Annotated in this window: 14 protein-coding genes; 4 read left to right on the top strand and 10 right to left on the bottom strand. The window is 46.6% G+C overall.

The annotated features are described in order from the left end of the window. Positions 1-17 precede the first annotated feature (17 nt). Genes cysA through cysT form a run of 3 tightly spaced genes read right to left on the bottom strand, consistent with a single transcriptional unit; the run spans position 18 to position 2,693 of the window. A complete protein-coding gene (cysA, locus tag MKX40_RS07145) occupies positions 18-1,082 on the bottom strand; it encodes a sulfate ABC transporter ATP-binding protein (protein WP_091015266.1) in 1,065 nt (354 codons plus the stop codon). Position 1,083: 1 nt separating this feature from the next. Next, positions 1,084-1,881: a sulfate ABC transporter permease subunit gene (locus tag MKX40_RS07140; RefSeq protein ID WP_339240419.1), complete on the bottom strand. Its 798-nt coding sequence runs from the start codon at positions 1,879-1,881 to the stop codon at positions 1,084-1,086. Further along, a complete protein-coding gene (gene cysT, locus MKX40_RS07135) occupies positions 1,878-2,693 on the bottom strand; it encodes a sulfate ABC transporter permease subunit CysT (protein ID WP_017689978.1) in 816 nt (271 codons plus the stop codon). The genes MKX40_RS07140 and cysT overlap by 4 nt, the downstream gene beginning before the upstream one ends. A 500-nt stretch (positions 2,694-3,193) precedes the next feature. Here cysT and MKX40_RS07130 point away from each other — a divergent pair, with 500 nt between their 5' ends. Further along, positions 3,194-3,595 carry a secondary thiamine-phosphate synthase enzyme YjbQ gene (locus MKX40_RS07130; protein ID WP_339240418.1) on the top strand — a complete coding sequence of 134 codons (402 nt, stop codon included), beginning with the start codon at positions 3,194-3,196 and terminating at the stop codon, positions 3,593-3,595. A 189-nt stretch (positions 3,596-3,784) separates the two neighbouring features. Here MKX40_RS07130 and MKX40_RS07125 read toward each other — a convergent pair whose 3' ends face one another. The 5 genes from MKX40_RS07125 to tkt all read right to left on the bottom strand — a co-directional run bounded on the left by MKX40_RS07125 (position 3,785) and on the right by tkt (position 9,380). Further along, a complete protein-coding gene (locus MKX40_RS07125; RefSeq protein WP_339240417.1) occupies positions 3,785-4,393 on the bottom strand; it encodes a TetR/AcrR family transcriptional regulator in 609 nt (202 codons plus the stop codon). Positions 4,394-4,398: 5 nt separating this feature from the next. Beyond that, complete coding sequence (locus MKX40_RS07120; protein ID WP_253431918.1) at positions 4,399-5,031, bottom strand: YigZ family protein; 633 nt, start codon at positions 5,029-5,031, stop codon at positions 4,399-4,401. 176 nt (positions 5,032-5,207) lie between these two features. Then, on the bottom strand, positions 5,208-6,563 hold the full coding sequence (locus MKX40_RS07115) for a glucose-6-phosphate isomerase (protein WP_017689982.1): 1,356 nt from the start codon (positions 6,561-6,563) through the stop codon (positions 5,208-5,210). A gap of 188 nt (positions 6,564-6,751) precedes the next feature. Continuing rightward, a complete protein-coding gene (locus MKX40_RS07110; protein WP_105408176.1) occupies positions 6,752-7,069 on the bottom strand; it encodes a pyrimidine/purine nucleoside phosphorylase in 318 nt (105 codons plus the stop codon). Positions 7,070-7,337: 268 nt separating this feature from the next. Beyond that, on the bottom strand, positions 7,338-9,380 hold the full coding sequence (tkt, locus tag MKX40_RS07105; protein ID WP_339240415.1) for a transketolase: 2,043 nt from the start codon (positions 9,378-9,380) through the stop codon (positions 7,338-7,340). Positions 9,381-9,811: 431 nt separating this feature from the next. Between tkt and MKX40_RS07100 the strand changes: the two genes are divergently transcribed. After that, on the top strand, positions 9,812-10,288 hold the full coding sequence (locus MKX40_RS07100; RefSeq protein WP_339240414.1) for a hypothetical protein: 477 nt from the start codon (positions 9,812-9,814) through the stop codon (positions 10,286-10,288). A gap of 73 nt (positions 10,289-10,361) precedes the next feature. Here the strand turns inward: MKX40_RS07100 and purU are convergent, their stop codons facing one another. After that, on the bottom strand, positions 10,362-11,255 hold the full coding sequence (gene purU / locus MKX40_RS07095) for a formyltetrahydrofolate deformylase (protein ID WP_339240413.1): 894 nt from the start codon (positions 11,253-11,255) through the stop codon (positions 10,362-10,364). Positions 11,256-11,298: 43 nt separating this feature from the next. Then, positions 11,299-12,405: a deoxyribonuclease IV gene (locus MKX40_RS07090; RefSeq protein ID WP_149846393.1), complete on the bottom strand. Its 1,107-nt coding sequence runs from the start codon at positions 12,403-12,405 to the stop codon at positions 11,299-11,301. A 170-nt stretch (positions 12,406-12,575) separates the two neighbouring features. Between MKX40_RS07090 and MKX40_RS07085 the strand changes: the two genes are divergently transcribed. Next, on the top strand, positions 12,576-13,043 hold the full coding sequence (locus MKX40_RS07085; protein WP_339240412.1) for a DUF2621 domain-containing protein: 468 nt from the start codon (positions 12,576-12,578) through the stop codon (positions 13,041-13,043). Positions 13,044-13,199: 156 nt separating this feature from the next. Beyond that, the gene (locus MKX40_RS07080; protein WP_339240409.1) at positions 13,200-14,111 is read left to right on the top strand and encodes a TIGR01777 family oxidoreductase; all 912 of its coding nucleotides are present in this window, start codon (positions 13,200-13,202) and stop codon (positions 14,109-14,111) included. The last annotated feature ends 22 nt before the right edge of the window (positions 14,112-14,133 follow it).

Below are 14,133 nucleotides of genomic sequence, written 5' to 3'. Positions count from 1 at the left end.
CCCTTTCTTCCACTTGACTAAATCATCACCGGCATCGGATCTTCCTTCAGTCGGTTCTCAACCACCCAACTGTTGGAGTCATTGAACAGGTATGCACGGTGTACAAGAACGCGAATTTGTTGACCAATCTCCAAGGTCGTTTTCTCCAGGGAACGATAGGTGATTAACTTGTGCCCTTGTACATCCACCTCTACCATCCATTGACTACCGCGGAAATGAAGATGTTTGACTGTACCTTTTTCCGTTGCAGACAACATGGTGAACTCGTTTTTCAAGCCGATCTCAATATACTCCGGTCGAATTAGCGCTTTGGTGTGTTCACCCTCGACGGCATGTTCGAATCCTTTCAACTGGGAAGCATCCTCCACAACCGTAGACTCCCCGATAAATGTAGCGACAAACGGTGTCTGCGGGTTTTTGTAGATATCCCAAGGTGTGCCCTTCTGTTCCAGACGACCCTGGCTGATAATCATGATCTCGTCCGCCACTTCAATTGCTTCATCCTGGTCATGCGTTACAAAGATCGAAGTGATTCCCACTCGCTCGATGAGCTCCCGTAACCATGAACGCAGTTCCTGACGGATTTTGGCATCAATGGCCGCGAACGGTTCGTCCAGCAATAACAGCTGCGGCTCCGGGGCGAGTGCTCTGGCAAAAGCCACACGTTGACGCTGCCCACCAGACAACTGATGTGGATAGCGCTGTTCGAAACCTTTTAACCCGGTCAGTTCAACAAGTTCCATAACCCGATCACGGATCTGGGCCTTCGGTGTCTTCTTGACCTTGAGTCCAAAAGCAATATTCTCAAATACCGTCATATGTTTGAACAGGGCATAGTTCTGGAATACAAATCCGATTCCACGCTCCTGTGGAGGCAGATGGTTCACGACTTTCCCATGAAAGCGAATCTCTCCGGAACCTGGATTCTCCAGACCCGCAAGCATCCGCAGAATGGAAGTCTTCCCGCCTCCGCTGGGTCCAAGCAGACCGATCAGATGGCCTTTGGCAATATCGAATGAGACATCTTTTACCGCATGAAAATCACCGAAATGTTTGTTCAGATCACGGACTTCTACATGCATATCAATGCACTTCCTTTCGCTTCTTGGCCCATTCCATCAGGAGCAGCAGCCCGACGGAGAAGGTGACCAGCACCAATGCAACACCATTTGCGGCAGCCACATTAAAATTCTCAACATCCTGATACACCAGGGTTGTTGCTGTCTGCGTTTTGTTCATAATATTACCGGATACAACCAGCACTGCACCGAATTCCCCAAGTGAGCGCGCAACCGTCAAGACCAGACCATACACTACCGCCCAGCGGATCGAAGGCCATGTCACACTCCAGAACGTTCTCCAGCCGTAGGCGCCCAGTGTAGAAGCAGCCTCCTCTTGTTGAGAACCAAGTTCCTGCAGGACAGGCATAACCTCTCTGACCATCAGTGGAAAGGTAACAAATAACGTTGCGATCACCATACCCGGGAAGGCATAGACCACATTAAATCCAATCCCTTCAAAAAAAGCGCCCATAATGCTGTTAGGTCCCAACATCAACACAATCATCAAACCGCCAATGACAGGAGATACGGCATAAGGCAGGTCTACAATGCTGTTCAGCAGCCCTTTTATCCGTTCACTCAACCATCCGGCACGAACCAGATACAGAGCCATCATGATGCCAAACAATGTATTTAACAGGGTGACCACCAGGACTACCAGTCCGGTCATCATCAAAGCATGTAACGCCTCAGGGCGCATCAGCCCTTTCAGGAATCCATCTGCCCCGTCTTCAAATGCACCAATAAAAATGCGTCCAAGCGGGATGATCAGCAGTACGATAAATACCGCAAACGTCAATCCGATTAAGAGTCGTCTCATCGTCTTCTCCCCCGCATCTGCACCAGATTAATCAGCCAGAGGATCAGGAAGGAGAGCGTTAGGAGCAACACGGATACAGCAGCGGCACCCGTGGGATTATCACTTTCAATCTCCCCGTAAATAAATACGGAAGCAGTCAGTGTTCTTCCCGGAATGTTACCAGCCACCAGCACGACAGCCCCGAATTCAGCCAGTCCTCTGGAGAAAGCGAGCATCCCTCCACTGATCATGCCAGGTGCCATGGATGGCAGAATAACCTGCATGAACGTGCGAGCCTTGGATGCCCCCATTGTGTACGAGGCCTCTTCCTCGGAAGGATCGATTTCTTCCAGCAAAGGCTGCACCGCGCGGATCACAAACGGAAACGTGACAAAAGTCATCGCGATAACAATTGCGGGCTGGTGAAATACAATCTCAAACCCCATGGATTCTGCCAGTTTCCCGATGGCACTGACCGGACCCAATAGCAGCATAATCATCAAACCGCCCACCGCTGTTGGCAGTGCAAACGGGAGATCAACCAGACTGTTAAGAAACGATCGGCCTACAAAGCGATACCTTGTCAGCACCCAGGCAATCATTGTGCCCAGAACCACATTAATCAGCGTAGCAATCACGGCCAACCGAATCGTCAGCAGTACGGCTTTCCACGCGATGGGGTCCATAATGCTCTGAACAAAGTTGCTCCATCCTTCAGAGAAGGAATTGACGTACACACCGATGATTGGAAGTACAATAAGTACGATAAAATATAACAATACGGTACTGCGGAATCCCCAAGTCCATCCCTTATGACGAAGAACGGTATTCATTGCTGCGTTCCCTCCCAGCCTCCGGCTTTAGCTCCGGTCGGCAGTCTTCCTGGCTTCAATACGACATTTTCCTAAGTTGGATGATATTACTTTATTATTATTCCCATTAGTCTACTTGGTTTTGCTTTTCTGATACTTTACCAGTTTGCAGTGCTAATCGTCAATGCTTTTATTGAATATAATTAGGCCAGATATAAGATCAATTAATTATAATCGCACCTGTACACTGCGAGGCCAGAACAACCTTCCGATCACTGTTATCCCCAGATTTCTTTAATCCCCTTTGTATTAAAGGGGAAATCCGGTGATAAAGGTGAAGCTTATGCTTCCGAAGCAGCTTTCTTACAGAAAGCTTTTAGCTTACGCTTCTTCAGGTTATTTCTGTCCTCTCCGTTATGAGGCGATTTTCTTTTTTTCACCTTACATATGTGGTTTGTTTGGTATGTAGTGGTTAAGGTACAATCGAGGGTAAGAACAGAGATGATAAGGAGTGATTAAACATGTTATATACGAAGAATATATCCACTTCCACACGAGATGAAATGAAGGATATCACACGGGACGTGAAGCAGGTTGTCCAGAGTAGTGGTGTGCAGAACGGGACGGTGCTCATCTACTGCCCACATACAACCGCGGGGATCGCCATCAACGAGAATGCAGACCCGGATGTAAAACACGATGTCTTGTTACGTCTGGACGAAGTGTATCCTTGGGAGCATCCCAAGTACCGACATGCCGAAGGCAATACAGCCTCTCACCTCAAATCAATCACAACAGGGCCATCACAGACGGTGATTATTCACGAAGGCAGGTTGCTGCTTGGCCGCTGGCAAGGCATTTATTTTTGCGAATTCGATGGACCACGTGAGCGGGAGTACTTTCTCAAAATCATGGAAGGCTAGTTCCAGGCGAACAGGCCTGCATCTGTTCTTTCGTTTTTGCACACACAAACAGGCGGTCCACCCTCTTACCGGGTCGGAGCCGCCTGACTTGGTCTTCTGCGCTCATTAACTTTCGCGAGACAATGTGATAAAGAATTAAAGTTATGACAAATCACCGCCCTGAAGTGTAGGGGTGCAACAATTGCGCCATTATTGGACGCCAGACTCAGGCTGCTGACCCAGATTGCGGCACAGCACTTTGACATGAGACAGCGCAGACGATTCAATCTCCTCAAACGTTAAACGGTCCTGAATGTAATAAGAAATGAATCCGTGCATAGCCAAAAATAGCGTACGCGGTACCCTTTGAATATCCTCTTCCGTACAGTTCGCTTCGTTCATATACTGCCTTATAATCGATGCAAATAATTCGAAGCAGCGTCCCTGTTCGGTACGACAATAAGACAACAGTTCTTCGTCCCTGATCATAAACATAATCTCGTATTGATAGGGATTCTCCAGACCAAAACGAATAAACTCCATCATAATGTGCTCTACCTTGCTAACATCATCACGAACCGGCCTGACCATAGCTTGCAGCAGCAAATGCCCCAGATAATTGAAATCTTCAACCACGATGGCATAGAACAGCTCTGCCTTTTCCTTAAAGTGATAATACAGCGACCCATGACTATAGCCTAGATGCTGGCCGATGCTTCGCATCGAAATGGCGCGGTATCCTTTGGTAATAAAAAGGTGCCTCGCCGCCTCCAGTATCCGCTCCCTCGACAACTCCTGTTCGACTGCTCTTCTAGCCATATATTTTATTCCCCTTCAATAAAATAAAGCCGCTGTCCCTCCGTGATCCGGGATTGCCCTTGCGTCAAATCCGTGATCCAGGCTACAAAAGCCTCGGTTTCACTATCCGGCGGAAGACAAGTCAACGTAACCTTATCGGTGAATCCAGTTTCACCTGTACGGACTTCCCGGCTCCTTAACTCATTTTCCACTTTACCCAACCATGTATAATCCAGTTCAACAAACACTTCACGATGCAGCACGTTGGTAATGGCTTCTCCGGCTTCAATGGCTGCTACAGCTCCATCCGTATAAGCCCGAATTAACCCTCCGGCTCCAAGCATGATTCCCCCAAAGTATCGTGTAACCACAATTGCCACATTTTTTAATTTCTGATTTTTAATTACTTCAAGAATGGGTTTCCCTGCTGTTCCGCTAGGTTCCCCGTCATCGGATTGCTTCTGGATCTCATCCCGCTCCCCAATCATGTACGCAGAGCAGTTATGAGTCGCATTCCAATGTTTTTTCTTGATATCATCAATAAAGGCAACGGCTTCTTCCTCTGTCGTGACCGGCATAATATGTCCGATAAATCGCGACTTCTTGATTACAATTTCCAGATTGCCCGGTCCTCGAACCGTGCGATAACGTTCAATCATCCCAAATCCAACTTTCTAGTCTTTTCCTGAGTCCCATTTTACAAGAAAGCAGTTCCCCGCGTGAACGCGGACGAACTGCCCTGGTTATCTATATCCGGGAACCCTGTATTACACTCAACAGTAATCCCCGGATAGATTTACATTAGCTTATTTAACTATATGAGCAGACCGATGAATTATTCGGAAAGTCTCGCTTCAAGCGCTGCTTTCTCTTCTTCAAAGCCTGGTTTGCCCAGCAATGCAAACATATTTTTCTTGTACGCTTCCACGCCCGGTTGGTCAAATGGATTGACACCCAGCAGGTAGCCACTGATGCCGCATGCTTTTTCAAAGAAGTATACCAGATATCCGAAAGAATATGGAGTCATATCTGGAATGTTCACAATCAGATTTGGTACTTGACCATCTGTATGTGCAAGCAGTGTTCCCTGGAACGCTTTTTTGTTAACAAAGTCCATCGTTTTACCTTCAAGGAAGTTCAGACCATCCAAGTCATCCGGATCGGATTTGATCGAGATATGTTCTGCAACTTCAGTAACCTGAATCACGGTTTCGAAGATATTCCGGCTACCTTCCTGGATGAATTGACCCATGGAGTGCAAGTCTGTAGAGAAGTCAACAGATGCTGGGTAGATCCCTTTGTAGTCTTTACCTTCACTCTCTCCGAATAACTGTTTCCACCACTCGGACACGAAGTGCAGGGATGGCTCATAGTTTACGAGAATCTCTGTGCCTTTTCCTTTACGATACAATGCATTACGAACAGCTGCATATTGATATGCTTCGTTCTCTGCTACGTTCGGGTTGCTGTATTCCTTGGATGCGTCAGCCGCACCTTGCATCATTTCTTCGATGCTGATACCCGCTGCTGCGATAGGCAGCAAACCTACAGCTGTCAGAACGGAGTAACGTCCACCTACATCGTCCGGAATAATGAAAGATTCATACCCTTCAGCATTCGCCAGTTCTTTCAATGCACCGCGCGCTTTGTCTGTCGTTGCATAGATGCGTTTGCGTGCTTCTTCCTTACCGTATTTCTCTTCCAATGCTGCACGGAAGATACGGAAAGCGATTGCCGGTTCTGTTGTTGTACCTGATTTGGAGATAACATTTACGGAGAAATCTTTGCCTTCAACCAGATCCAGCAAGTGAGTTACATATGTGGAACTGATATTGTTTCCTGCAAAATAGATTTCAGGCGTTTTGCGTTTATCTTTTGGCAGGTTGTTATAGAAAGAGTGTGTCAGCATTTCAATCGCTGCACGTGCACCCAGGTAAGATCCACCAATACCGATAACGATCAGTACTTCGGAGTCGCTTTGGATTTTGGCAGCTGCTTTTTGAATGCGGGCGAACTCTTCTTTGTCATAAGCCGTTGGCAGGTCAATCCAGCCCAGATAGTCGGACCCTGTTCCTGTTCCGTTGTGGAGCTGCTCATGAGCCAAACGAATTGGTTCTGCGAAATAATCCACTTCGTGCTGATTTACAAATTGCAATGCTGTGCTATAGTCAAATGTCACTTTTTTTGCCATGATCTCAAATACCTCCTGATTTCGGTTATAGTGCGTGTTTTCCGTATTCCATTCTAAACAACTTGCCTTAAGGATACTTCAAATCCACGGGGCTGACAAGCTTGCCGCTCGAACTTTGTCGTTCGTATTCAAGAAGCAAAAAGGGTAAACCGAATCCGCAGGTTGCGGTTCTGCTTACCCTTCTTATGTTATTCCGCCGGGTACGAGCAGACGTAGTCAGTAACGCTGCGTATCTCCAGTTTAAATTTGGATTCGGCAGGCACGTGGAACGTAGCTTGGCCTTGAATCTCTTGCCACTCTTCTTCTCCGGGAAGCAATACTTTCAGATCTCCGGACAGAATCTCCATAATTTCACGGGAATCCGTACCGAATTCATAACTGCCTGGAAGCATGATGCCCAGAGTCACTTTGCTGCCATCCCCCAAAATAACCGTTCTGCTGGTTACCTGACCTTCATAATAAATGTTGGCCTCTTTCACTACACTGACTTGATCGAATTGTGACATGCGTACCCGCTCCCCTGAAGTTAATGAAAACAAAAGGCAAAACAGATCAGGGCGATAATGAGTTACCGCCCATGTTCTGCGGAAATAACTTACTGCCATGGATCAGGAGAGCATGGTGCCCTCCCAACCATAGCAGCGCTTATGAAACTATAGGTGCGTGTTCAAAAAGTCAGGTTTTCAGTACTTTTCGGCTGAATCCCATATTCGACGCTGATGATGCCGTGAGGCATCCTTCGTAATCAAAAGTAGACTTTTTGAACAACCTCTATTACAGCAATGCTTTTACGCGGCTAACCACGTTGTCCACTGTAAAGCCATACTCTTGGATAACACGGTCGCCAGGCGCGGAAGCACCGAATGTGCTGATTCCGAGAATGTCACCTTGATCTCCAACATATTTCTCCCAGCCCATTGGATAAGCCATTTCAATTGCAAGACGAGCTTTAACATCCGGAAGAAGAACTGACTCTCTGTAAGCTTTGTCCTGTTTCTCGAACAGATCCCAGCTTGGCATGCTGATTACGCGAACTTGAATGCCTTGTTCTGCAAGTGCTGCTTGAGCTTTAACAGCCAATTGCACTTCAGAACCTGTAGCGATGATTTGTGCTACCGGTTTGCCATCTTTTGCATCAGACACAACATAAGCACCACGTTTCACGTTCTCACGTGAACCTTCAACGGTACCTTCGAGGATCGGCAGGTTTTGACGAGTGAGTACGAGTGCAACCGGATTGCTCTTGTTCTCAAGCGCGTAAGCCCAAGCAGCCGAAGTTTCATTACCGTCAGCCGGACGAATAACCGTCAGGTTAGGGATGATACGCAGGGATGCCAGTTGCTCGATCGGTTCGTGCGTAGGACCGTCTTCACCAACAGCGATACTGTCGTGAGTCAGAACATACGTTACAGGCAATCCCATCAGGGCAGCCAGACGAACAGCCGGACGAAGGTAATCGGTAAATACGAAGAACGTACCTCCGAATACTTTCACACCACTGTGCAGTGCCATACCGTTCATTGCTCCAGCCATACCGAATTCCCGGATACCGAAGTAGATGTTACGGCCGGAGTAATCTTCAGGTGTGAAGTTCTCCAGGTTGTTCAAGTGAGTCATTGTGGAGCTTTCCAAGTCAGCAGATCCACCTGTCAGTTGTGGCACGTTATGTGCCAGACCGTTCAGAGCGTTACCGGATGCTACACGAGTGGAGAGCGCTTTGTCTGTTGCTGCATATTTAGGAAGATCACGGTCCCATCCTTCTGGAAGGTCGCCGTTAATCGCTGTTTCGAATTGAGCTGCCAGCTCAGGGTATGCTTTTTTGTACTCGGCAAATTTCTCGTCCCAAGCTTTATTAGCAGAGATACCACGATCTTTCACTTGTGCAAAGTGATCGCGAACTTCAGCTGGTACGTGGAAGTTTTCTTCATAAACCCATTTGTAATACTCTTTAGTCAATTTGGCTTCGTCTGCACCCAGTGGAGATCCGTGAGTACCGCCGTGGCCGCCTTTACCTTGTTTGTTCGGGCTACCATAACCAATAACCGTTTTAACTTCGATCAGTGTAGGACGCAGTGTATCTGCTTGACCTTCCTGAATTGCTTTTTCGATTGCAGGCAGATCGTTACCATCTTCTACGCGCAGCACTTGCCAGCCATAAGCTTCAAAACGCTTCGCGATACTTTCGGAAGAAGACAGATCCAATTTACCATCGAGTGTGATGTCATTGGAGTCGAACAACATGATCAATTTGCCCAGGTGCAAACGTCCAGCCAGGGAAGCTGATTCATGCGATACGCCTTCCATCAAGTCACCATCACCACAGATTGCGTAAGTGTAGTGGTCAACGACGTTGAACTTATCTTTATTGTAAGTTGCGCCCAGTTGAGCTTCAGCCATCGCCATACCTACAGCCATTGCAATACCTTGACCCAGTGGGCCTGTAGTTGCATCAACACCTGCAGTATGTCCGAATTCCGGGTGACCCGGTGTTTTGCTTCCCCATTGACGGAACTGTTTCAGTTCTTCCATTGGAAGATCGTATCCGCTCAGGTGCAGCAAGCTGTACAGCAACATGGAGCCGTGTCCTGCAGACAGGACAAAACGGTCCCGGTTAACCCAAGTTGGGTGGTCCGGGTTATGAGTCATCGTTTTTGCAAAAAGTTGGTACCCCATTGGAGCGGAGCCCATAGGCATACCCGGATGTCCGGAATTTGCCTTCTCAATTGCATCAATCGCCAAAGTACGTACGGTCGTAATCGACAGGTTGTCGATTGTAGTATTTTCATCCTTTTGAATCGCTTCGTTCTTGTCAGTCATGGTTTGTCCTCCTCATGTCTTTAGATAAGTCGGGTGCGCAAGCGAATCCCTCTCATCATACAAGCAAACCGAATTTCACAATAAGTGAATCCGCTTGAGTGTTTCATTTTGACTTATTCACTTTTGTATTGTATCACTTGGCGTGAAGCTTTTCCATAACCTTCTTTTAGAAGTTCGTGAAAAATCGGTTGTTTTTGATGAATAATCCCTTGCCAATCAAGCAAAAACCGTATCAGGACAAGGCATTAAATTCCATAAACAGACCTATTAAGCCTCGCAAATCCATCGCATGAAGTATAACCTTTAACACGAAAACCATACACTTTTTAGATATCCAAGTTAAATTTACATAACATATCCTGAATATGGATTCGAAAGCGGGACTGTGGTTTACTTTTCAAAGTAAGCATCAATCATAGGAGGTTGTTATCATGTCTGTACCCGCTGCTCCCCCTACTAGGTACTCAAATCGTTCATTACCCTGGTTCCCGGGTATTTTAACAGGTATGGTTTCGGGCGTTGTCCTTGGATTCTTTCTCAAAACAATTCAGTTTTACACTGGTGAAAAGGTATATACCCTGCTTCTGAATATTGATTTTGTACCTCGACTTCCGCCAACCCTTCCCGAATGGATTGAATTCTCTCTGCATCTCGTCGTTTCCGTGTTCATCGGCATCTTCTATCTATGGTGGGTAGGGCGTTCAGGTCACCCGATGTTCAAAGGAATCTTGCTTGGAGCTGGATCGTCCCTGCTCTACATCCCGCTCTCTCAACTATCTTCACGTGTACCCGACCTTTACGATATTACAGCCATTATCTACTGGATAATCGGACATCTGTTATTCGGTATTGTGCTCGGCTTGTGCGGAAAGTATATCAGCGCAAAAAAAGCGACTCACCGTTCGTAAACGAATGGGGTCGCTTTTTACTCAATCTGTTATGTGGTTCCGAATCAACCTTGCACAGTATTAAAGTATAAACTTAAAATACAACCGTCTTATTTTCATGAACGAGAACCCGGTCTTCAACATGCCATTTCACGGCACGTGCAAGCACAACACGCTCAATGGTACGTCCAATACGCTTCAGTTCGGTGACATCATCCCCGTGGCTTACACGTTGCACGTCTTGTTCAATAATCGGGCCGCCATCCAGTTCTTCCGTAACATAATGCGCTGTCGCACCGATGATTTTGACACCACGGTTATACGCTTGTGCATACGGTTTACCACCCACAAAGGCGGGCAGGAATGAATGATGGATATTAATGATTCGATTGCGATAGTGCTCAATGAACATTGGAGAGATAATCTGCATGTAACGAGCCAGAATGATCACATCCACATCGTTGCCGATCACGTCCAGTTGACGCTGTTCCGCTTCTTTCTTGGTATCTGCTGTAACCGGAATATGATGATATGGAATGCCGAATGATTCTACATATTCTTTCATGTCCAGATGGTTGCTGACCACAAGCGCAATATCTGCATCCAGATCGCCTGCCTGCCATTGCCACAACAATTCCACCAGACAATGATCTTCTTTGGATACAAAGATAGCTAATTTCTTCTTGCGGCTAACCGCTGATAGCGTCCATTCCATTTGAAAACGGCTTGCCACTTCTGCAAAGTCTGCTTCCAGTTTCGGCAAATTTACCAACAATTGCGGAAGATCAAACTCAATTCGCATAAAGAACATGCCGCCAGCAGGGTCCATGGTGTACTGGTCCGACTGAACAATATTTGCTCCATGCTGATGCAGGAAATGAGATACCGCAGCTACAATTCCTGGACCATCCGGACAGGAAATGAGCATGCGCGCACGATCGGCGCGGTTTTTAGAATCAGGGCGTACTTGTTTAGCGTGGATCTCCATCGGGTTATTCTTCCTCCTTCAATATAAGCCATGACCTGCGGGGTTAACCCGCAAGCCATGCAATCAAGCGATGATTCAGTTGTTCTTCATTCAAATGTGGGAACAACGCAGCTTCAGTCACCATGTCATAGAGGCGTTCCAGCGGTTCACGCGGGTCTGCCTTTTTGGCTTTAGCATCATTTTTGAGCAGCGTCCACACATCCAGAATATACGAACGGGACTCAATCTCTTTACCTTTGAAAAAGTGTTGCAATTGTTCTACTTCTGTCAGGAATTCCTGGCCGAATCGACCGGCAACATCCCCACGAAGCAACGCAATCTCCACCTCATACATTGGGCGCTGTGTTTTGGCCTCTTTGCCAATCCAAGGTGTCTCCAGAATAAATGGACGTCCTTGAAGCTTCTCATGGTTAACAATGCGGTTAATCGCTTCAAACCCAATCCAGCCGGAGCCAATTGGAGTATGACGGTCCTTGTGTGCACCCACAGCATTCTTACTATCATTAATATGCATTACGGCAATGCGGTCAAGTCCTACCGTGCGATCGAATTGTTCCAATACACCGTCAAAATCGTTAACGATATCGTATCCGGCATCATGAATATGGCACGTATCCATACACACTGTCAGGCGCTCGTTATACGTTACTTTCTCGATAATCTGGGCGATCTCTTCAAAACTGCGACCCATCTCCGTACCTTTGCCAGCCATGGTTTCCAGAGCGATGTTCACATCTGTCTCTTTCACACCTTCCAGCACTTCATTCAACCCTTCTGCGATCCGTCCGATCCCATAATGGGCATCTTTATCTGTAAAAGCGCCGGGATGTAATACGATGTTTTTGACACCAATGGCATGAGTACGACGGATCTCTTCCTGTAGGAAATCTACAGCGAGTCTATACGTGTTGTCTTTGTATGAGCCAAGATTGATAATGTACGGTGCATGGACAACGATATCTTCCATTCCACCCTCTTGCATGGCTAGCTTACCTTCTTCAATATACATGGATTCAATTGGCTTGCGACGTGTATTCTGTGGTGCACCCGTATATATCATAAACGAACTGGAACCGTACGAGGACGCTTCCTTCGTTGCACTCAATAATCCCTTGTCCGAAAAGGACACGTGGGAGCCGATTTTCAGCATTATTGATCCCCCTTAATCTGAATTATCCCTTATTCTAACGCGATTATCGAAATAAATCTAGAAATGCGCTATAATTCGGGATAGAGGCTATTTTTGACAGCTAATTTATGGAACATGGGTAGGCGGAATCCGTCTTTCCGTGAAAATCAATGAACCGAGGTGACTCCGCAATGATTTTCGACTCCTACACGATGATACTGACCAGCAGTTCCCCCAGCAACTGGTTTATGAATACGATCGCATTCTGGACTTTTTTATTGCTTGGCAGCATGTGTATCGGTGGATTTTTCATGATGCGCAAGTTTTTGAAAGTGCTACCCAAAGCAGACGGAAAGTCCAAACTGGATTGGCAAAATTATTGGGTGGAAACCAGCCGTCATTTATGGACGGATGAAGCCAAAGCTTTTTTGGATCAGCTCGTTGAACCTGTACCTGGGCCATTTCGTGACATCGCCAAACATTCCATTGCTGCAGAGATCGGTAAAATTGCAGTTGAAGACAACGCCCCGGAAGTATCGAGAGATCATTGTATCAAAGGATACATTATTGCCACCCCGAAGCGGGATAATAAGTTTTTGGTAAAATTCTTGGAGAAAAACAAAATCGATTATTCCCCTTATCAACATTTGATTAAATAAAGTACAAAGATAAGTTAAGCCATATATAGATTTGGTTAATGTACAGATATGCTCCGTCAGGTAAGTCGTTCCCAACAAGCATTGCTTACCGTACGGGGCTGTTTGTCGATTCATGGGTGTATATCAGGGCAGTGAAATATAGAGAGGATGTTTGATATGAAAATTGCCATTTGTGGAGGTACCGGATTTGTGGGAGGAGCACTTGTAGATTACTGGCTGCAAGCCGGGCACCATGTGAAAGTTATTACACGAAAACTGCCTGACCTGCATAATCCAAGTAAAAATCTTACATATATATCATGGGAGCAAGTCGAAGAACAGCCTCACTTGCTTGAAGGTATGGACGCTCTCGTTAACCTTGCTGGAGAAACGCTGAATCAACACTGGACAACCAAGGCAAAGCTGGAGATTGTTGAATCCCGAGTAACGACCGTAGCGCGGGTAGCCCGATTGGTAGAAACCCTGGAGCAAAAGCCGGAAGTGGTCGTTCAAGCTTCTGCCATGGCCATCTATGGAACCTCACCGAACGAAACCTTTGATGAAAGCAGTCCGCAAAAATCCATGAATTTCCCATCCCGGGTCTCGGAACAGTGGGAAGTTGCTGCAGATGCAATCAAAAATGTAAGACTCGTTAAAATCCGGGTGAGTCTGGTTCTCGGTCATAAAAAAGGTGCTTTTCCATTGATGAAACTTCCTTATATGCTGGGTTTTGGCGGCAAAATCGGCAGTGGCAGACAGTGGACCAGCTGGATTCACATTATGGATATCGTAAGACTCATTGATTTTAGCATTCAAAATAAACAAGTGGCAGGTCCGGTCAATGCTTCCTCCCCGAACCCTGTCACCAATGATGAATTCGGTCGCACGGTGGGCAAGGTATATCATCGCCCTCACTGGTTCCCCGTACCCGGTTTCTTAATTAAAACCTTAGTTGGTGAACTATCCGTTGTTTTGCTTCAAGGGCAGAGAGTCATTCCGCAAAAAGCACTCGACCACGGATTCCAATTCACCTTCCCTACGTTAACTCAAGCGCTGGAAGACTTGAAACATCGTGGATTATCTGATTAATACAACTGCGGGACTGATCTTT

Origin of the sequence: Paenibacillus sp. FSL R5-0517 (assembly GCF_037974355.1) — a bacterium.
Lineage (GTDB): Bacteria > Bacillota > Bacilli > Paenibacillales > Paenibacillaceae > Paenibacillus.
The sequence above is the reverse complement of the archived record's forward strand: the minus strand, read 5'-3'. Positions and strand labels throughout refer to the sequence as shown.